This is a genomic window from Microbulbifer agarilyticus S89 (assembly GCF_000220505.1).
Taxonomy (GTDB): domain Bacteria; phylum Pseudomonadota; class Gammaproteobacteria; order Pseudomonadales; family Cellvibrionaceae; genus Microbulbifer; species Microbulbifer agarilyticus_B.
This window is the reverse complement of the sequence record NZ_AFPJ01000051.1, coordinates 24845-44530: the sequence shown is the minus strand read 5'-3', so window position 1 is coordinate 44530 and position 19686 is coordinate 24845. Positions and strand designations below refer to the sequence as shown.

17 protein-coding genes and 1 pseudogene are annotated in these 19686 nt (G+C 59.4%); 12 read left to right on the top strand and 6 right to left on the bottom strand.

Annotated features, from left to right (window positions below):
• Window positions 1-42: 42 nt before the first annotated feature.
• Together smpB and AS89_RS0114970 are read right to left on the bottom strand one after the other, a co-directional pair.
• On the bottom strand, window positions 43-522 hold the full coding sequence (smpB, locus tag AS89_RS0114975; RefSeq protein ID WP_010133532.1) for an SsrA-binding protein SmpB: 480 nt from the start codon (window positions 520-522) through the stop codon (window positions 43-45).
• A gap of 20 nt (window positions 523-542) precedes the next feature.
• Window positions 543-1961, bottom strand: a complete 1419-nt coding sequence (locus AS89_RS0114970; RefSeq protein WP_010133531.1) for a sodium-dependent transporter — start codon at window positions 1959-1961, stop codon at window positions 543-545.
• A 268-nt stretch (window positions 1962-2229) separates the two neighbouring features.
• On the opposite strand from AS89_RS0114970, the gene AS89_RS0114960 reads away from it, so the two are divergent.
• Complete coding sequence (locus AS89_RS0114960; protein WP_010133529.1) at window positions 2230-2670, top strand: type II toxin-antitoxin system RatA family toxin; 441 nt, start codon at window positions 2230-2232, stop codon at window positions 2668-2670.
• Window positions 2667-2996: an RnfH family protein gene (locus AS89_RS0114955; protein WP_010133528.1), complete on the top strand. Its 330-nt coding sequence runs from the start codon at window positions 2667-2669 to the stop codon at window positions 2994-2996. Before AS89_RS0114960 ends, AS89_RS0114955 begins: the two co-directional genes overlap by 4 nt.
• 16 nt (window positions 2997-3012) lie before the next feature.
• Here the strand turns inward: AS89_RS0114955 and AS89_RS17845 are convergent, their stop codons facing one another.
• On the bottom strand, window positions 3013-3360 hold the full coding sequence (locus AS89_RS17845) for an outer membrane protein assembly factor BamE (protein WP_010133527.1): 348 nt from the start codon (window positions 3358-3360) through the stop codon (window positions 3013-3015).
• 303 nt (window positions 3361-3663) lie between these two features.
• Here AS89_RS17845 and fur point away from each other — a divergent pair, with 303 nt between their 5' ends.
• Window positions 3664-4074, top strand: coding sequence for a ferric iron uptake transcriptional regulator (fur, locus tag AS89_RS0114945; RefSeq protein ID WP_010133526.1), 411 nt, complete (start codon window positions 3664-3666; stop codon window positions 4072-4074).
• A gap of 106 nt (window positions 4075-4180) precedes the next feature.
• On the opposite strand, the gene AS89_RS0114940 is transcribed toward fur, so the two are convergent.
• Together AS89_RS0114940 and recN are read right to left on the bottom strand one after the other, a co-directional pair.
• Window positions 4181-4774 carry a lysophospholipid acyltransferase family protein gene (locus AS89_RS0114940; protein WP_010133525.1) on the bottom strand — a complete coding sequence of 198 codons (594 nt, stop codon included), beginning with the start codon at window positions 4772-4774 and terminating at the stop codon, window positions 4181-4183.
• Between the two features lie 166 nt (window positions 4775-4940).
• Window positions 4941-6593 (bottom strand): DNA repair protein RecN, encoded by a 1653-nt coding sequence (gene recN / locus AS89_RS0114935; protein ID WP_010133524.1) that lies wholly within the window; start codon window positions 6591-6593, stop codon window positions 4941-4943.
• Window positions 6594-6932: 339 nt separating this feature from the next.
• Here recN and grpE point away from each other — a divergent pair, with 339 nt between their 5' ends.
• The 3 genes from grpE (at window position 6933) to dnaJ (ending at window position 10984) form a co-directional block, all read left to right on the top strand.
• On the top strand, window positions 6933-7526 hold the full coding sequence (gene grpE, locus AS89_RS0114930; protein ID WP_010133523.1) for a nucleotide exchange factor GrpE: 594 nt from the start codon (window positions 6933-6935) through the stop codon (window positions 7524-7526).
• Window positions 7527-7777: 251 nt separating this feature from the next.
• The gene (dnaK, locus tag AS89_RS0114925; RefSeq protein WP_010133522.1) at window positions 7778-9715 is read left to right on the top strand and encodes a molecular chaperone DnaK; all 1938 of its coding nucleotides are present in this window, start codon (window positions 7778-7780) and stop codon (window positions 9713-9715) included.
• Between the two features lie 144 nt (window positions 9716-9859).
• Window positions 9860-10984: a molecular chaperone DnaJ gene (gene dnaJ, locus AS89_RS0114920; protein ID WP_010133521.1), complete on the top strand. Its 1125-nt coding sequence runs from the start codon at window positions 9860-9862 to the stop codon at window positions 10982-10984.
• A gap of 98 nt (window positions 10985-11082) precedes the next feature.
• Here dnaJ and AS89_RS0114915 read toward each other — a convergent pair whose 3' ends face one another.
• Complete coding sequence (locus tag AS89_RS0114915; protein WP_010133520.1) at window positions 11083-11535, bottom strand: hypothetical protein; 453 nt, start codon at window positions 11533-11535, stop codon at window positions 11083-11085.
• Window positions 11536-11728: 193 nt separating this feature from the next.
• Between AS89_RS0114915 and dapB the strand changes: the two genes are divergently transcribed.
• The 6 genes and pseudogenes from dapB (at window position 11729) to carB (ending at window position 19651) form a co-directional block, all read left to right on the top strand.
• Window positions 11729-12550 carry a 4-hydroxy-tetrahydrodipicolinate reductase gene (dapB, locus tag AS89_RS0114910; RefSeq protein ID WP_033230617.1) on the top strand — a complete coding sequence of 274 codons (822 nt, stop codon included), beginning with the start codon at window positions 11729-11731 and terminating at the stop codon, window positions 12548-12550.
• A 27-nt stretch (window positions 12551-12577) separates the two neighbouring features.
• Window positions 12578-12979: pseudogene (locus tag AS89_RS19000) on the top strand (ATP-dependent zinc protease family protein); the annotation flags it as partial.
• 84 nt (window positions 12980-13063) lie between these two features.
• A complete protein-coding gene (gene rimK / locus AS89_RS0114905; RefSeq protein WP_237709710.1) occupies window positions 13064-13978 on the top strand; it encodes a 30S ribosomal protein S6--L-glutamate ligase in 915 nt (304 codons plus the stop codon).
• Between the two features lie 141 nt (window positions 13979-14119).
• Window positions 14120-14719 carry a YfiR family protein gene (locus AS89_RS0114900; RefSeq protein ID WP_237709709.1) on the top strand — a complete coding sequence of 200 codons (600 nt, stop codon included), beginning with the start codon at window positions 14120-14122 and terminating at the stop codon, window positions 14717-14719.
• A 471-nt stretch (window positions 14720-15190) separates the two neighbouring features.
• The gene (gene carA, locus AS89_RS0114890; RefSeq protein WP_033230616.1) at window positions 15191-16327 is read left to right on the top strand and encodes a glutamine-hydrolyzing carbamoyl-phosphate synthase small subunit; all 1137 of its coding nucleotides are present in this window, start codon (window positions 15191-15193) and stop codon (window positions 16325-16327) included.
• Window positions 16328-16420: 93 nt separating this feature from the next.
• Window positions 16421-19651, top strand: a complete 3231-nt coding sequence (carB, locus tag AS89_RS0114885; protein ID WP_010133515.1) for a carbamoyl-phosphate synthase large subunit — start codon at window positions 16421-16423, stop codon at window positions 19649-19651.
• The last annotated feature ends 35 nt before the right edge of the window (window positions 19652-19686 follow it).

The following is a 19686-nucleotide window of genomic DNA, read 5'->3' as shown; positions in this document are numbered from 1 at the left end:
AAATCTCGTCGTTATTGTTCTGATGTTCTGGTGAGTTGCGGATCAACGGTGGTCGCTGCGCATCAGGCGCTGTTTCTGGCGGTTCCAGTCCCGTTCTCTCTCGGTCTCGCGCTTGTCGTGGGAGGCCTTACCCTTGGCCAGCGCAATCTCGCACTTGATCAGGTGCTGCTTCCAGTAGATTGCGGTACATACGCAGGCATAGCCTTTCTGGTTGACCGCGGCCACCAGCTTGGCGATCTCGCGCTTGTTCAGCAGCAGCCGGCGGGTGCGGTCCGGCTCGGTAACGAAGTGGGTCGAGGCACTGGCGAGCGGTTGGATACGCGCACCCAGCAGCCACGCCTGGCCGTCTTTGAACAGCACGTAACTATCGGTGAGCTGGGCCTTGCCCTCGCGGCAGGACTTTACTTCCCAGCCCTGCAGCTCCATACCCGCCTCAAACTTTTCCTCGATAAAGTAATCGTGCTTCGCCTTCTTGTTGAGGGCGATGGTGTTTGAGGTCGGGGCCTTTTTCTTCTTGGCCATGAATACAACGTTGCCTGAGTTTAAAAGAAGCTATACCCGAAGTACTTCTCGGCCACCGTGTTGATGAATACCAGCAACAGGATCAGCGGGATAAAAGTACCGAGGGAAAAGTTCACATATTTCTGGGAGAGGGTGCCGGCAAAGCCACTGTCACCCTCCTGGAGTTCGGAATCAAAGTTGGACTTCTTCCATTTGTAGATCACAAACAGGCAGACCAGCAGGCCGTTCAGCGGCAGGATTGTAGAGTAGAAGATCAGTTCTACAAGATCAAAGAATGACTTATTTTCACCGGCGACTTCTACGAACTGGGTCAGCCAGCCGGCCATGCCGAAGGACATGGCGCAGGCGATGGCGAGAACCAGCTGTGCCGCGGCCACCGTATAGATGGCCTTCTTGCGCTCCATGCCGCGCTCGTCGCACAGGGTGGCAACCGGCACCTCGATGATGGACACCAGCGAGGTAATGGCGGCAACCAGTACCAGGAAGAAGAACACGGATGCGAAGGCGCTTGCACCGAAGTAGCCGATGTTGTCCTGCAGCGCGTAGAAGATCTTCGGCAGGAATAGGAAGATCATGCCCGCGGATGAGTCACTCAGCTCAGCCGGGTCAATTTGCGGATTGAAGTGGAAAATGGTCGGCAGGATCAGGAGGCCCGCGGTGAACGCCACCATGGTGTCGGTGAGCGCTACAGCTTTCGCCGAGCCGGGGATCGCGTCCCGCTTCTTCATATAGGAGCCGTAGGTGATCATGATGCCCATGCCCAGCGACAGAGAGAAGAACGCCTGCGCCATGGCATTGTTGACGACTTCCGCATTCAGCTTGGACAGGTCTGGGGTCAGGTAGTATTTCACTCCCAGCATGGCGTTCTCCTGAGAGAGAACGAAGATCACCAGGCCCACCAGCATGACGAACAGCATCGGCATCAGGGTCTTGGCTGCGCGCTCAATACCGTCCTTCACACCCAGCGCCAGAATGCCATTGATGACCAGCATCATGACGATCAGGTAAGCGAACACCACCGGGGAGTTGATAAACTGGCCAAAGTATTCGCCGCTGGCGAGCTGGTCCAGGTTACCGGTCAGGGTGGCCAGCAGGTAGCCGAGCACCCATACGGTAACCACGATATAGAATACCGCGATCATAAAGGGGGTCAGCAGGGCCAACCAGCCGGGGATATGCCAGAGTCGGGAGCCTCCGGCGAGCTGCCGGTAAGCGCCCACCGGGTCTTTATCAGTTTTGCGGCCAAGTGCCAGCTCCGCCATCATCACCGGCAGGCAGATCAGGAAAACGAACAGCGCATACACCAGCAAAAAGGCACCGCCGCCACTTTTGGTTGCGGCCACGGGGAAGGCCACCAGGTTGCCAATACCGACGGCGGAGCCGGCGGCGGCCAGAATAAAACCGATTCGGGAGCCAAAATGTTCTCTAGCTGCGGACATAGATTACTCGCTTGCCTGTTATTCTTGTCTTCTGAGTGTTTGCCGTGGCCGCGCTGGGCGCCCCTGCAGCGTACATTGGAGCGTACACGTTCCGCAGGGGGCGGTCTGGGCAAAAAATGGTCGCGTCTGCAAAGCAGATAAAGAACGAATTGTTGCAGGATTTATCCGCCTTGAGTAGCGTCGCGGGCGAAATTTGCCCCCAGTATCGCCAGATAGGTAAGAATCCGGCCTCAATGGTGCAAGCCGTGAGTCATGAAAAAGATACCCAATGACAAAAATTGAACGCAGTGCGCTGGTCATGTTCAGTGCAGAACAGATGTTTGACCTGGTCAATGATGTGGCCAGCTACCCGCAGTTTTTGCCGGGGTGCCGCAGTGCAGAGGTACTGCATCAGGATGAAACAACCCTGGAGGCGCGGCTCGATTTGTCGCGCGCGGGAATCAGCCAGAGCTTTACCACCCGCAATGGTTTGCAGCGCCCCACGCAGATGACGCTGGAGCTGGTGGACGGGCCATTTCGATCCTTCAACGGTTGCTGGACCTTTACCCCGCTGGCAGAAGACGCCTGCAAAGTCGCGTTTACCCTGGCATTTGATGTAGAAAACCGCCTGCTTGGTGCCGCGGCCGGCAAGCTGTTTGGGGGAATTGCCAATCAGATGGTGGATGCCATGTGCGAACGGGCCAAGAAGATTTATGGAGAGAATGCATGAGCAACCAGAAAACGATTGCGGTAGAGGTAGTGTATGCGCTGCCCCATGAACAACGCCTGATGAGCCTGCTGGTGGAGCCCGGTACTACTGCCCTGCAGGCGCTGGAGCAGTCCGGCATCCCGCGGGAATACCCGGAAGTCGATCCGGCCACCGCCAAGCTGGGCATTTTTGGCCAGGCGCTAGGCACCAAGGGGCTGGCGGTTGCCGCGGAATACGTATTACAGCCGGGGGATCGGGTGGAGGTTTACCGGCCACTGATTGCGGACCCGAAAGAGGCGCGCAAGCAGCGGGCGGCCAAGGCGAAGCGTCAGGCCGAGGGTGGCTGACGCTCTTGGTACTGCCTTAGCCGGGCCAGCCGGCGGGCTGCCAGTCGCCGCTGGTGGCGATCAGTAGCTCACCATTGAAGTAGACCGTGAAGCGCTTCTGGCTCTCTTTGCCCTTGGGGCTGCGCACCCGATTGACGTAATCCCAGCGGTTCGGGTTGAAGGTGTCTTCAATCAGCGGGGTACCGAGGACAAAGCGCACCTGACGGCGGGTCATGCCCGGCTTCAGCTTGTCGACCATTTCCTGGGTGATGATATTGCCCTGCTGAACCTGGATCCGGTGTACTCCGGGGAATTTGAACAGGCTACAACCGGTGACCAGGCTAACCAGCCCGGCGATCAGCAGAATGCGTACAACTGATGGCATTGAATGCTCCATCTAAATTTTTATGGTTCCGTAACGGGGCCCATTGCTGGGCCTGTGGTGGATTCAGCGCCCCGCGCTGCCGCCTGACGGTGTGATGCCACCCTGACAGAGAATAGTCGCCTTTGCGGCGATTAAGTTCCCGGCCCTGTCGGCTGAAACCGCCTTGTGGGCGCCAGCACCACGGATGATGAATCCGGGTGTCGGGGTTTCGCTGTCCACCTTGGGCGTGGATAATACCCGAACTATTCGCCCGTCGACAGGCGGACGATCAATAGAGCACAAAGATCCGGAACTTGAATACCCATGTCTAACGAAAACCAGGAACTGCGCAAGGCTGGCCTAAAGGTCACGCTGCCGCGTGTAAAAATTCTGCAGCTGCTTGAGGGCGCCAGCGAACAACATCTGAGCGCTGAAGATGTGTACAAAATGCTGCTGGAGGCCGGGGAAGATGTGGGCCTGGCGACCGTTTACCGGGTATTGACCCAGTTTGAGAGTGCCGGTCTGGTGATTCGCCACAACTTCGATGGCGGCCACTCCGTATTCGAGCTGGACCGCGGCGACCACCACGATCACATGGTATGTACCGATTCCGGCAAGGTAATCGAATTCCACAATGAGCAGATCGAAGAGCTGCAGCACAAGATTGCCGCCGAGCACGGTTACGAGCTGACCGGCCACAGCCTGGTGCTGTACGTGAAGAAGAAAGAGAGCTGATCGGCCAGTACTGATCACACAGCCCAAATTTCTACGGTTGGGCAAATAAAAAAGGGAGCAGAAGCTCCCTTTTTTGTTGGTTTTTGTTGGCCGTGTACGCTGCGGCTTAGATCGGCGGGGTGTAATCGTTCTGGTACTTGCCTGCCTTGTCCGCGTAAAACGCACCCAGCCGCTTCAGGTCGGCTTCCAGGTCGTCGCTCATCTCCATCACCGGGCCGACTCCGGCAACCTTGTTGGGGAAGTCGACGAAGCCACAGGCAACGGGAATCCCCGCGCCGCGGGCGATATGGTAAAAGCCGGTCTTCCAGCGTTCGGACTTGCCGCGGGTGCCTTCCGGCGGAATGCCGATGATCAGCTCTTCGTGGGCGTTGTACTGGTTAATGGTGGCGTCTACCAGATTGTTCGCCTTGCTGCGGTCGACGGGAATGCCGCCAAACCAGCGCACCACACGGCCCAGCGGGAAGGGGAATAGCTTGTCTTTGCCCATCCAGTGCGGGTTTATCCCCAGTTTCAGCGCCGCCAGAATAAAGATGTAGCCATCCCAGTTGGAGGTATGGGGGGCGGCAATAAGCACATACTTTTTCAGCTTCATTGCCTGCTCATCGGCAACGATGTTCCAGCCGTGCAGTTTCAGCAGCAGCTTGGCAATCAAGCGCAGGAATGGCGTGATGATGGGGGTGTTGAAAATCGTGGTTTGCATGGTGAGACCGAATTGATTCCCGTCAGTGTAGTCGTATCCGCCTAAGCGGGCGCGGGAGTATAAAGTGAATCTCCCGCCACTTTCGGTCAATTTCGGTCCCGAACGCCAGCTAATTGTGACTGCTTGGCCGAACTTTCTCTGATCCGCACGGTGTGTGCCGGCGCAATCAGGCCCGCGCTAGCATCTCTTCCGCGTGCGCCAGGGACTGCGCGGTAGCCTCACCGCCGAGCATGCGCGCCACCTCGGCGCTGCGCTCCGCGTCCTTCAGTTCGCGCAGGGCCACAAATGCGGCCTCGCCGTCGCTGTGTTTCTCCACCAGGTACTGCCGGTGGGCGCGTGCGGCAACCTGCGCAAGATGTGTGACGCAGATAACCTGGCCGCGCTCGCCCAGTTGGCGCAGCAGCTTGCCCACCACATCGCCGGTCGCGCCGCCAATCCCCACGTCCACCTCATCGAACACCAGGGTGGGGGTGCGCGAGGTTTGTGCGGTGACCACCTGAATGGCCAGGCTTACCCGCGAAAGCTCACCGCCGGAGGCAATTTTGCCCAGTGCCCTCGCCGGCTGGCCGGGGTTGGTGGCGATCAGGATCTCCACTTCCTCGAGACCTGTGGCGGTGGGCTTTTCCAGCGCAGTGAGCGCCAACTCGACGCGGGCGTGAGGCATCGCCAGGTCGGCGAGCTGGCTGTTTACCGCACTTGCCAGTTTCTTCGCGGCGGCGGTGCGGAGTTTGCTGAGTTTGCCGGCGGCGACGCGGAACGCCTGCTCCAGCTGCGCGCACTCGTCGGCCAGTTTATCGAGGGCGTCGGGCGCGCCGATTTCTTCCAGCTCCTGCTGCCACTGCTGTTGCAGTTCGGCGAGCTGGGCTGGCTGAATGCGGTGTTTGCGGGCGATGGAGTAGATGGCCGACAGGCGCTCTTCTACTTCTGTCAGGCGCTCGGGGTTCATTTCAAAGCTATCGATATGCCGCGACAGGGTGCTGCCCGCTTCGTCGATCTGGATGCGGGCGCTATCCAGCATTTGCGCGACTTCAGCGAGTGCCGGGCTCTGCTCGGGCATGGCGCTGACCAGTTGCAGTGCGCGGTGCAGCTGTTCAGCGATATCGCCCTCACCACCGTTCAGCATGGCGGCCAGCTGATAGCTGCCGTGCAAAATATCGCCGGCGTTGGCCAGCTGGCGTTGCTCACTCTCGAGCTCTTCCAGCTCGCCGGGCTTCAGGTCCAGCTGCGCCAGTTCTTCCAGCTGGTACTCCAGCAGGTCGCGACGGGCCTGGGTTTCCTCGGCGCTGTCGGCCAGGCGGCGGTAGCGGCGGTACTGGTCCTGCCAGGTTTTGTAGTGAATACGTACTTCGGCGCTGTGCCCTTCGGCGTGGGCATATTCGTCCAGCAGGCGGCGGTGGGTGTCCTTTTTCAGCAGCGACTGGTGTTCGTGCTGGCTGTGGATGTCGATCAGCTGCTCGCCCAGGGTGCGCAACTGCATCAGGGTTACCGGCTGGCCGTTAATGTAGGCGCGGGAGCGGCCATCGGCGCTGATGGTGCGGCGCAGGATCACTTCGCGCTCGGCATCCATTTCCTGCTCTTCCAGCCACGCGCGGGCGTCTTCGTGATTGCTGATGTCGAAGGTGGCGTGGATATCGGCGCGCTTGGCACCGCTGCGCACCAGCTCACCATTGCCTCGGTCACCCAGTGCTAGGCCGAGAGCATCCAGGGTGATGGATTTGCCCGCACCGGTCTCGCCGGTGAGGGTGCTGGTGCCATTGCCGAACTCCAGCTCCAGCTGGTCGACCAGGGTGAACTGACTGATGGACAGGTGCAGCAACATGGGAAAGCATTCGTTGTTGTTTCGATAGTGGTTGTTTATACAGTATTTGGCCCGAGCGTTTCAATCATCACGGGGCCTAATTGCAACCGGATCATATTCGTTGCGGGACCGCCCGCACATTATCCTGCCTCCCCAAGGGCCACTTCGCTTCACACCGCAGCTGCGATCCGCGCATCCATCCCGTATGACTTGAAGTGCGTACCAATGACCCCATATAGCCTTCCTCACCCGCGAAGGGCCCGCAGTCAACGGGCTGACGGAACGGGTTCTTTCTTTTGAACACCCAGCTGGACCGTTGACGAACGGGCAGTTGACCGCAGGACACAGACGGAGAAAGCAGTGGCCAAAGAGCGCAGCGAAGAAGAGCAGATCGACACTGGCGATCAGGCGGCGGAACAGGCCGTCGAAGTAGAAAACCCGAGCGCCGCAGAGCAGCACGCCGCGGAAGAGGCGCTGGCTGAAGAAAATGCGCAGGACGAGGAGATCGCCTCCCTCCACCAGCAGCTTTCCGACCACAAAGACATGGTGCTGCGCGCTCAGGCGGAGGTGCAGAATGCCCGCCGTCGCGCCCAGCAAGACGTGGAGAAGGCACACAAGTTCGGCCAGGAAAAACTGCTGAAGGACCTGCTGCCGGTTGTGGATAACCTCGAGCGCGCGCTCACTACTATCGACAAAGACGACGAGTCGCAAAAGGCGGTGCGTGAAGGCATCGAGCTGACCCAGAAGTCTTTTATCGACACCCTGACCAAGTCTGGCTTGGAAGTAATCGACCCGGCCGGCGAGCCCTTCGACCCGGAACTGCACCAGGCCATGACCCAGATCCCCAATGGCGATGTGGAGCCCAATACCGTGCTGGACGTGTTCCAGAAAGGCTACCGCCTGAACGGTCGCCTGTTGCGCCCGGCAATGGTCGTTGTCTCCAAGGCGCCCTAGTTTAGTTTTCTGCAATTCATTCGTGAATTGCAGAAAAGACGCCCGCCGCGGCGCATGTCCGCCCCGGGCTCCCGCGAATCAGCGCAAACGCTGTTTCGCGAGCGGCACCTCCCTGTGCCGCTGAATTACAGGTTTCGCCCTTGAAATGTGAGAGGCGGCACCAATATAAGCAGCAACCGAATACAAACGTGCAGCGCCGGTGACGGAATATCGCGTAACACCGGCGCGCAGCAAAGTGAGGAATTAGATCCATGGGAAAAATTATCGGCATCGACCTGGGTACTACCAACAGCTGTGTGGCAGTCCTGGACGGCGACAAGGCCCGCGTTATTGAGAACGCCGAGGGCGATCGCACCACCCCTTCCATCGTTGCGTTCACCGACGACAACGAAGTGCTGGTAGGCCAGTCTGCCAAGCGTCAGGCGGTAACCAACCCGACCAACACCCTGTTCGCGGTGAAGCGTCTGATCGGCCGTAAGTTCAAAGACGACGTTGTGCAGAAAGACATCAAAATGGTGCCTTACTCCATCGTTGAAGCCGAGAACGGCGACGCCTGGGTAGAAGTGAAGGGCGACAAGAAAGCGCCGCCGCAGATCTCTGCCGAAGTGCTGAAAAAGATGAAGAAAACCGCCGAGGACTTCCTGGGCGAGACCGTCGATGCGGCCGTAATCACCGTGCCGGCGTACTTCAATGATTCCCAGCGTCAGGCGACCAAAGACGCCGGCCGCATCGCGGGTCTGGATGTGAAGCGCATCATCAACGAGCCGACCGCTGCCGCACTGGCATACGGTATGGACAAGGCCGGTGGTGACCGCACCATCGCCGTGTACGACCTGGGTGGTGGTACCTTCGATATCTCCATCATCGAAATCGCCGACGTCGACGGTGAAAAGCAGTTTGAAGTACTGTCCACCAACGGTGACACCTTCCTCGGCGGTGAAGACTTCGACCTGCGCCTGATCGACTACCTGGCGGAAGAGTTCAAGAAAGAGCAGGGCATCGACCTGAAAGGTGATCCCCTGGCCATGCAGCGTCTGAAAGAAGCGGCCGAAAAAGCCAAGATCGAGCTGTCCTCCAGCCAGCAGACCGAAGTGAACCTGCCGTACATCACCGCAGACGCCACCGGTCCCAAGCACCTGGTTGTAAAACTGACCCGCGCCAAGCTGGAAAGCCTGGTAGAAGACCTGGTTGCCCGCTCACTGGAGCCGGTTAAGACCGCACTGGCGGACGCCGACATGTCTGCCTCCGGTGTCGACGAAGTGATTCTGGTGGGTGGCCAGACGCGTATGCCGCTGGTTCAGTCCAAGGTAACCGAGTTCTTCGGCAAAGAGCCGCGCAAAGACGTAAACCCGGACGAAGCTGTTGCCGTTGGTGCAGCGATTCAGGGCGCGGTACTGGGCGGCGACGTGAAAGACGTACTGCTGCTGGACGTAACCCCGCTGACCCTGGGTATCGAAACCATGGGTGGCGTAGCGACTCCGCTGATCGAAAAGAACACCACTATCCCGACCAAGAAATCTCAGGTGTTCTCTACCGCCGACGACAACCAGACTGCCGTGACCATTCACGTAGTACAGGGTGAGCGTAAGCAGGCGGCACAGAACAAGTCCCTGGGCCGTTTCGACCTGGCCGACATCCCGCCGGCGCCGCGCGGCATGCCGCAGATCGAAGTAACCTTCGATATCGATGCCAACGGCATCCTGCACGTGCACGCCAAAGACAAGGCGACTGGCAAAGAGCAGTCCATCGTGATCAAGGCCTCCTCTGGTCTGTCCGATGACGAGATCGAAAAAATGGTTCAGGACGCCGAGGCCAATGCCGAAGCGGATAAGCAGTTCGAAGAACTGGTAACCGCGCGCAACACCCTCGACGGCCTGATCTCAGCCACCAAGAAGACTCTGGAAGAGGCCGGTGACAAGGCGACTGCGGATGAGAAGACCGCGATCGAAGCCGCACTGACCGAAGCCGAGGAAGCGGTTAAGGGCAACGACAAGGCGGCCATGGAGGCAGCAACTACCAAGCTGACCGAAGCGTCTGGTCCGGTTGCCCAGAAGATGTACGCTGAGCAGGCGCAGGCCGCCGAAGCGGGTGCCGAACAGCCGCAGGGCGAGCAGGCGCAGTCCGCTGGTGACGATGCCGTGGACGCTGAGTTCGAAGAAGTGAAAGACGACAAGAAAGAAGACAAGTAAGATACGGCCGCCGCTGGAGTTCCGGCGGCGTCCTGAAGCTTACACCTTCAGAGGCGCGGACGTCCGGTCATCAGAATCGGGCTTCGCGCCTTGCGCCGTTTTAAGGCGTGCCTAAAAAGCAGTTGAAACAGAACACACAGAGCTATGTCCAAACGCGATTACTACGAAGTCCTCGGCGTCAGCAAAGGCGCGGATGATAAGGAGCTGAAAAAGGCTTACCGCCGGGTGGCGATGAAATATCACCCGGACCGCAACCCCGACGATAAAGAGGCGGAAAACAAGTTCAAAGAGGCCAACGAGGCCTACGAGATCCTGTCTGATCCGCAGAAGAAGGCGGCTTACGACCAGTTCGGTCACGCCGGTGTCGATGGTCAGGCGGGCGCCGGTGCCGGGGGCTTTGGCGGCTTCTCCGATATTTTCGGTGACGTGTTCGGCGATATCTTTGGTGGCGGCGCCGGTGGCGGCGGCCGTCGTGGTCCGGCGCGCGGTTCCGACCTGCGCTACGACCTGGACCTGGATCTGGAAGACGCGGTGCGCGGCACCACCGTCAAGATCAAGGTGCCGACCCTGGCCAACTGTGGCACCTGCCACGGTTCCGGAGCCAAAGCCGGCTCCCAGCCCCAGACCTGTGGCACCTGTGGTGGCGCCGGTCAGGTGCGTATGCAGCAGGGCTTTTTCTCTGTCCAGCAGACCTGTCCCAACTGTCGCGGACGCGGCACGGTCATTACCGATCCCTGTACCGACTGTCATGGCCGCGGCCGTATCGAAGAAACCAAAACCCTGTCGGTCAAGGTACCGCCGGGTGTGGATTCCGGTGACCGCATTCGCCTCGCGGGCGAGGGTGAAGCCGGGCCGGACGGTGGTCCCGCCGGTGACCTGTATGTACAGGTGATGGTGCGCGAGCACGAGCTGTTCCAGCGCGATGGCAAAAACCTCTACTGTGAAGTGCCCATCAGCTTCGCTACCGCCGCCCTCGGCGGTGAAATGGAAGTGCCGACCCTCGATGGCAAGGTCAAACTGAAGATTCCCGCGGAAAGCCAGACCGGCAAGCTGTTCCGCCTGCGTGGAAAGGGGGTTACCCCGGTGCGCGGTGGTGCCCCGGGCGACCTGCTGTGCCGTGTGGTAGTGGAAACCCCGATTAACCTCACCAGCAAGCAAAAAGAGCTGTTGGAAGAGTTCGCCGGCACCCTGAGTGAAAAGAAAAACTCCCCGCGTCAGACCGGCTGGTTTGAAGGGGTGAAGAATTTCTTCGGTGATATGAAGCTCTGATTTAGCAATCGCTCTTTTTTGTTGTCGGTATTTATCCGGCAAAGCAAAAAAGCCCGGGCAGGAATGTCCGGGCTTTTTTTGTGGAGCTTTTTACCGGGCTATTCTTTGGTCTTCTTGTCCAGCCGTTTGCGGAATTCCTGGTGGAATTCCGTCTGCATTTTCTTGAGCTCTTCGAGCTGTTCTTTATTGAGTACCTTGACCATTTCTACGCGAGTGGCAGCGCGGGTCGCGATGATTTTCGCATCCAGCTCTTCGCGCTGTTCACGGGTCAGCTGGGGTAACTTGCCTTCACCAAATCCGTAGTCTTTGAGGATCGCCAGCTGTAGCTCAAAGTTGCGCTCTAAAATAGGCAACACCTTGTCCTCCTGTTCCTGGGTCAGGTTCAGGCGCAGGGTTGTCCAATCCGCAATATCGTCATATTTCTCCCAGAAATCCGGGCCGAGTGTGTCGTCGTCTCCCGCTTTACCGGTATTTACCACGGTGAACAGCAGCAGCGCGACGAGGGCGGCGCACAATGAAGACCAGAAGGGGTGGTGGGATTTGCGAGGCATGAGTGGCGCTCCGATCAACAGATTACTAAAAGCCTAGTAAAAGAATGCTGTGCCGCAAGGCGTACCTGAGAGTCAGTAGGCGAAAGTTGCGGTGAAGGACGGTGACGCAGATTAATCGGTGTTACCCGGAGCCTAATCCAGAGTAGAATCCGCGGTTTTGCCCGGGCCGTAAAACAGGAGAGTGACAGGGATCATGACAGCAAGCGCCACAGCAAAAATAGCGATTACTGGATTTGGCGGCCGTATGGGCCGGGTACTGGCAGAGGCGGTGTCGTATGCCGAGCAGGAAGGCAAGGCCAAGCTGAGCGGTGCCATCGTGCGCCCGGGGTCCAGCCTGGTGGGTGCGGATGCAGGCGAAGTCGCCGGTCTCGGGCGCAATGGCCTGGCCATCGTGGACAGCCTCGAGCAGGCCGAGTTTGATGTGCTGATCGATTTCACCTCTCCGCAAGCCACGCTCGACAACGCCGCCTACTGCGCGGAACACGGTAAGGCCATTGTGATTGGCACCACCGGGTTTACCGCGGAAGAACGCGCGCAGATGCTCAGTGCCGGGGATAAAACACCTCTGTGCTTTGCCACGAACTTCTCCACCGGCGTAAACCTGTGCTTTAACTTACTGGAAACCGCTGCGCGGGTGCTGGGTGACGACGTGGACATCGAAATCGTCGAGGCGCATCATCGCCACAAGGTGGATGCACCCTCGGGCACCGCGCTCAGCATGGGGGAGGTGATTGCCGATACCCTGGGGCGTGACCTGTCCAAGGTGGCGGTCTACGGGCGCGAAGGGCAAACCGGCGCCCGCGAGCGCGAAACCATTGGCTTTGCCACGGTGCGTGGTGGCGATGTGGTTGGCGAGCACACCGTGTCTTTCCTCGCCGATGGTGAGCGCATTGAAATTACCCACAAGGCGAGCAGTCGCCTGGCGTTTGCCCGCGGCGCAGTGCGCGCGGCGACCTGGCTGATGGGACGGGCCGCCGGCCAATACGACATGCGCGATGTCCTTGCGCTCAAATAATTTGTACGAATAGGAAGAGGCTTTTACTTGGATAAGAAAATCATTGTCGGCAGTGAAGAGTGGTGCGGTTTCCCGGGGTTGGGTATTCCCGCTATCAAGGCTCGCGTTGATTCGGGCGCCAAGACTTCCTCTTTGCACGCATACAACATCCAGCCTTTTAACCGCGGCGGTGAGCCGTGGGTGAGCTTTGAGGCGCATCCCCTGCAGGGGCAGCGACGCCCCAGTGTGCGCTGCGAGGCGCGAGTACTGGACAAGCGCACGGTGCGCAGCTCGTCTGGCGACAGCGAAAAACGCCTGGTGATTAAAACGCCGATCAGTATCGGTGGCAGTACCTGGGACGTGGAACTCACGCTGACCAACCGCGACTCCATGGGCTATCGCATGCTGCTCGGGCGCGAGGCCATGATGGGGCGCATGCTGGTGGATCCGGCGGCGAGCTTTTGCCTGGGGGAAATCCCCGGCAGTCAGCTGGAAGAGTATTACCACGACGAGCACCATATGGCGGGCACCGGCCTGCGTATCGGCGTGCTTGCGTCCAACCCGGACCTGTACAGCAACCAGCGCATCATGGAGGCGGGCACCGAGCGTGGCCACCGCATGACGTTTCTGAATATTCGTCAGTGTTACATGAAGCTGGATGCCGCGGAGCCGGAAGTACATTACCGGGATGGCCGTATCCTGAATCACCTGGATGCCATCATCCCGCGCATTCGCCCGAGCCAAACCTTTTATGGCTGCGCCCTGACCCGCCACTTTGAAAGCATGGGCGTGTTTGCGCTGAATGGCTCCCAGGCGATCAGTCAGTCCCGCGACAAGCTCTACTCACTGCAGTTGCTGCAAGAAGGTGGGTTGAATATCCCAATTTCAGGGTTTGCCAATTCACCCATCGACACCAACGAGCTGATCGAGATGGTTGGTGGTGCGCCATTGATTGTGAAACTGCTGGAGGGAACCCAGGGACGCGGTGTGGTGCTGGCAGAGACGCGCAAGGCGGCGGAGTCTGTGATCAATGCCTTCAAGTCGCTGAAGGCAAACCTGCTGGTGCAGGAGTTTATCCGTGAGGCCGAGGGCAAGGACCTGCGCCTGTTCGTGGTCGATGGCAAGGTCATTGCCGCGATCCAGCGCGAGGCTGCGCCGGGTGAATTCCGCGCCAATATCCATCAGGGTGGCACCGCGTCGGTGGTGAAGATTCTGCCGGAAGAGCGCAGGCTGGCGATCAAGGCGGCCAAGGTGCTGGGCCTGAAAGTGGCGGGCGTGGATATCATCCGCTCCAAAAAGGGACCGCTGCTGCTGGAGGTGAATTCCTCGCCGGGGCTGGAAGGTATTGAAAGCGCTACCCGCAAGGACGTCGCGGGGTCGATGATTCTGTCGATTGAAAAGGCGCTCAAGTGGAAACCGGGCGCGGCGGTGGCGCCAGACCTCGACTGATCTGGCCCCGCCACAAGCGGCATTTTTGGCGCTCGCCTCGCGCTTGGGCGATGGTGAGCGCTGGTTGCGGATACTACCCTTTGGGTAGCCCGCGCTGTACGCCCGCAGTGTGGGGAAACCTGATACCGGTGACCCCCAGCCATGTTGAAGTCATCCTCTCATCACCAGCGCTCGTCCCAGCCCATTGGGTGGAGGCGTAGTATTGCGGGCCTGATGCTGGTTCTGGGGGTGACTACCGCGGCCCCTTGCGCTGCCGAGCAGCTCTCTGACAGCGACCTGGGGCGCAAGGTGATGGTCGACTATATCGTCCATTTCGCCCACCATTTCCAGTGGCCGATCGAGGTCTTTAACGGCGCCAATGCCCCTTTTCGTATTTGTGTGATGGGCGATGAGGCGCTGGTGCCCGCGCTGACCGCGCGTTTTCATCGCCACCGTATCCAGGGGCGCATGGTTGCGCTGGAGACCGTCAACGATGGTGAGACCATGCGCGCACGCCGTTGCCAGATTATGGTGATGGGCAGCGAGTTAGGCCTGGAGCCCGTCGCCAAGGCGGTTGGTGCCCTGGAGTTCTTCCCCGTGCTCACGGTAAGCGATGTCAACCGCTTCAATCAGCTGGGGGGCATGGTGGAGTTTGCCGGCAGTGGCGCCAACATGTCGTTGCAGTTGAATAAGACGCGGCTCGATCGCGCCGAGCTCAAAATGGGCAACAGCCTGTTCCGCCTGACGCGCGAGGTGAACTAGTCGTCACTGGAGCGCCGCTTGTCCCGAGCAGGGCAGCTAGGTGGATATTTCAATGTGGCGTAAATTTGTACTGGCGGACAACCCCGTTTTCCCGTAGAATCTGCGCCCGGCTTGGAGAGGCCCCACAGTAGTTGCTCGCGCCATATTGGCCGCTGAGCCCGTGGCTTTCCTGCCAAAAAATTGCGCCGGTGTTGGCGGTATTTCCCGCCCACCAAACCACCGAACTGGTTGCCGGCCAAACCGTGAGAGCCAAGGTGAAAGCCTCAGTGAGCGCCCGAAAAGAACTCTATAAATAAGCGAGATGAAGCAGAAGTTTCATCTCGCTTTTTTATAAAGGGCACAGGGTAAAAAGTTGCAGCTGAAACTTCGCCTGTTGTGGCACGTAAATGTGCGCCCTCTCACCCCGCCCGCAAGCTGTTCTGACGACTGGAGATTGAATTGAACAACGCTGTTCCCACGCCGGAATCCTTGATGCCCAGCACCACCCCGGCAATGCTGGTGCTCGCCGATGGCAGTGTCTTCCGCGGTCGCGCTATTGGCGCCGAAGGCTCAACTGTTGGTGAGGTAGTCTTCAATACCTCCATGACCGGTTATCAGGAAATCCTGACCGATCCATCCTACGCCCGCCAGATCGTTACCCTGACTTACCCGCACATCGGCAATACCGGTACCAACTCTGAAGATGAAGAGTGTGCCGAGATCTGGTCTGCCGGCCTGGTGATCCGCGATCTGCCGCTGCTGGCTTCCAGCTTCCGTAACGAGCAGTCTCTGGAAGATTACCTGAAGGCGCGCAATATCGTTGGCATCGCCGATATCGATACCCGTCGCCTGACCCGCATCCTGCGCGACAAGGGCGCACAGAGTGGCTGCATCATTGCCGGTGAAGGCGTTGATGAGGCGGAAGCCCTGAAGAAGGCCCAGGAATTTGCCGGCCTGAAAGGCATGGACCTGGCCAAGGTGGTTTCCACCAAAGAACAGTACGACTTCAATGAAGGTACCTGGGAGCTGGGCCAGGGCCACAAGCCGGCACCGGCGGCGCAGCCTTACAAGGTTGTGGCGTACGACTTCGGTGTAAAGCGCAACATCCTGCGCATGCTGGTGGATCGCGGCTGCAGCATCACCGTGGTACCAGCAGAAACCCCGGCCTCTGAGGTGCTGGCGATGAATCCGGACGGCGTCTTCCTGTCCAACGGCCCCGGCGACCCCGAGCCCTGCGACTACGCGATCAAGGCGATCCAGGAAATCCTCGACGCCAGCCTGCCGACCTACGGCATCTGCCTCGGTCACCAGCTGCTGGGCCTGGCGGTTGGCGCCAAGACCGCAAAAATGAAATTCGGCCACCACGGTGGTAACCACCCGGTGCAGGACCTGAATAGCACCAAGGTGATGATCACCGCGCAGAACCACGGTTTTGCGGTGGATATGGACTCTCTGCCGGACAATGTGGAAATCACCCACAAGTCTCTGTTCGACGGCACCCTGCAGGGTATTCGCCTGACCGACAAACCGGCGTTCAGCTTTCAGGGCCACCCGGAAGCGAGCCCCGGCCCACACGACGTGGCGCCACTGTTCGACCAGTTTATCGAGATGATGGAAGCGCGCCGCTAAGCGCCGCTCTCACGGCAGGGGCTTTAACGGACCCCTGCGATGCAAGACCAGAATTTTATCCACCGGCTGCGGCCGGCTAGATTCGGAAGAAAGATGCCAAAACGCACAGACATTAAAAGCATTCTGATCATCGGCGCGGGCCCGATTGTCATCGGTCAGGCCTGTGAATTTGACTACTCTGGCGCCCAGGCCTGTAAGGCCCTGCGCGAAGAGGGTTACCGGGTGATCCTGGTGAACTCCAACCCGGCCACCATCATGACCGACCCGGCCATGGCGGATGCGACCTACATCGAGCCGGTCGAGTGGAAGACCGTTGCCAAGATCATTGAGAAAGAGCGCCCGGACGCGATTCTGCCCACCATGGGCGGCCAGACCGCACTGAACTGTGCGCTGGCGCTGGACGAAAACGGCGTGCTGAAAGAATTTGGCTGTGAGCTGATCGGCGCCGACAAAAATGCCATCGAAAAAGCGGAAGACCGCAACCTGTTCGACAAGGCGATGAAGGCCATCGGCCTGGAAACCCCGCGCGCCAAGATCGTCCACAGCATGGACGAAGCCAAGAAGGTGCCGGAAGAGTTTGGTTTCCCGGTGATCATTCGCCCGTCCTTCACCATGGGTGGTTCTGGCGGCGGTGTGGCCTACAACTGGCCGGAATTCGAAGAGATCTGTAAGCGTGGTCTCGACCTGTCTCCGACCAATGAGCTGCTGATCGACGAATCTCTGCTCGGCTGGAAAGAGTACGAGATGGAAGTTGTGCGTGACAAAAACGACAACTGCATCATCGTGTGTGCCATCGAAAACTTTGACCCGATGGGCGTACACACCGGTGACTCTATCACCGTAGCCCCGGCGCAAACCCTCACCGACAAGGAATACCAGCTGATGCGTAACGCATCCATCGCGGTATTGCGTGAGATCGGCGTGGAAACCGGCGGCTCCAACGTACAGTTCGGTATGGACCCGAAAACCGGCCGTATGGTGGTGATCGAGATGAACCCGCGGGTATCTCGCTCCTCCGCACTGGCTTCCAAGGCCACCGGCTTCCCCATCGCCAAGGTCGCGGCCAAGCTGGCGGTGGGTTACACCCTCGACGAGTTGCAGAACGACATCACCGGAGGTGCAACGCCGGCGTCCTTCGAGCCGTCTATCGACTACGTTGTGACCAAGATTCCGCGCTTCACCTTCGAGAAATTCGGTGAAGCAGATGCGCGCCTGACCACTCAGATGAAGTCTGTGGGTGAAGTGATGGCCATTGGCCGTAACTTCCAAGAGTCCATGCAGAAAGCCCTGCGCGGCCTGGAAGTGGGCTCCTTCGGTTTTGAGCCTAAGATCGACCCGGCAGAAGTGGGCTCCATGGAGCGTCTGCGCCGCGAGCTGTCCGTACCGGGCGCCGAGCGTATCTGGTATGTGGGCGATGCCTTCCGTGTGGGCATGACCATCGAGGAAGTGTACGAACTCTCTGGCATCGATCCCTGGTTCCTGGTGCAGATCAAGGAACTGATGGATATCGAAGAGCCGCTGAAGTCCATGCCGACTTCCGCGCTCACCGCGGAAAGCATGCGCTTCCTGAAGCGCAAGGGCTTCTCCGACCGTCGTCTGGCAGACCTGCTGGGTGTGAGCCAGAAGACCGTGCGCGAGTTCCGCCACAAGATGGGCGTGTTCCCTGCGTACAAGCGTGTGGATACCTGTGCGGCGGAATTCGCCACCAGCACTGCGTACATGTACTCCACCTACGACGAAGAGTGTGAGGCGGCACCTTCGGACAAGAAGAAAATCATGGTGCTCGGCGGCGGTCCAAACCGTATCGGCCAGGGCATCGAGTTCGACTACTGCTGTGTACACGCAGCACTGGCGATGCGTGAAGACGGTTACGAGACCATCATGGTCAACTGTAACCCGGAGACCGTATCCACCGACTACGACACTTCCGACCGCCTGTACTTCGAGCCGGTAACCCTGGAAGACGTGCTGGAAATCGTGCGCAAAGAAAAGCCGGTGGGCGTGATCGTACAGTTTGGCGGCCAGACCCCGCTGAACCTGGCGCGCTACCTGGCTGCCGAAGGTGTGCCGATTATCGGTACCACCCCGGAGCAGATCGACCGCGCGGAAGACCGCGAGCGCTTCCAGCAGATGATCATGCGTCTGGGCCTCAAGCAGCCGCAGAACGCCATCGTGCGCTCTGAGTACGAAGCCATCCAGCGCGCGAAAGAAGTGGGCTACCCGCTGGTGGTACGTCCTTCCTACGTCCTGGGCGGCCGTGCCATGGAGATCGTCTACAAGGAAGACGAACTCAAGACTTACATGAAGGAAGCGGTGGAAGTATCCGACGACGCGCCGGTACTGCTGGACCACTTCCTGCACTCCGCCATCGAGGTGGACATCGATGCGGTTTCCGACGGCAAGGACGTGGTGATCGGCGCGATCATGCAGCACATCGAGCAGTGTGGTGTGCACTCCGGTGACTCCGCATGCTCCCTGCCGCCCTACAGCCTGCCGGCCGACGTGCAGGACAAGATGCGCGAGCAGGTGAAAGCCATGGCGCGTGAACTGGGCGTGGTCGGCCTGATGAACACCCAGCTGGCCTACCAGGACGGCGAGATCTACGTGATCGAGGTGAACCCCCGCGCGTCCCGTACCGTACCGTTTGTCTCCAAGTGTATCGGTACCTCTCTGGCCAAGATCGCCGCGCGCTGTCAGGCGGGTATCAGCCTGAAAGAGCAGGGCTTTACCACGGAAATCGTACCGGACTACTACTCGGTGAAAGAGTCGGTATTTCCGTTCAACAAGTTCCCGAAGGTAGACCCGATCCTCGGCCCGGAAATGAAATCCACCGGTGAGGTGATGGGTGTAGGCGAGAGCTTCGCCGAAGCCTTCGACAAGGGCCTTATCGGTGCCGGTGACGCACTGCCGGAATCCGGCAAGGTATTCATCTCCGTACGCGATGTGGATAAGCCGGGTGTTGTCGAAGTGGCGCGCGAGCTGGCCAGCCTGGGCTTCGAGCTGGTTGCCACCCGCGGTACCGCGAAGGTCTTGCAAGAAGCGGATATTCCCGTTAAAACTGTGAACAAGATGAGCGAAGGACGCCCGCATATCGTCGATATGATCAAAAACGACGAGATAGCGCTGGTGGTGAACACGACCGAAGGTCGTCAGGCCATCCGGGACTCCGCTGACATCCGTCGCAGCGCGGAAAACCACCAGGTTTGTTACACCACCACCTTGGCTGCGGCGCGTGCCATGGCCATGGCTCTGCAAATTGCCGAGCCGCACAAGGTGCGCAGCTTGCAGGAGTTGCACCAGCGTGTAGTGCGCCTGCAGGGCTGATCAGCGAGCCAACAGCACCGCCTTAATCAGCGTTG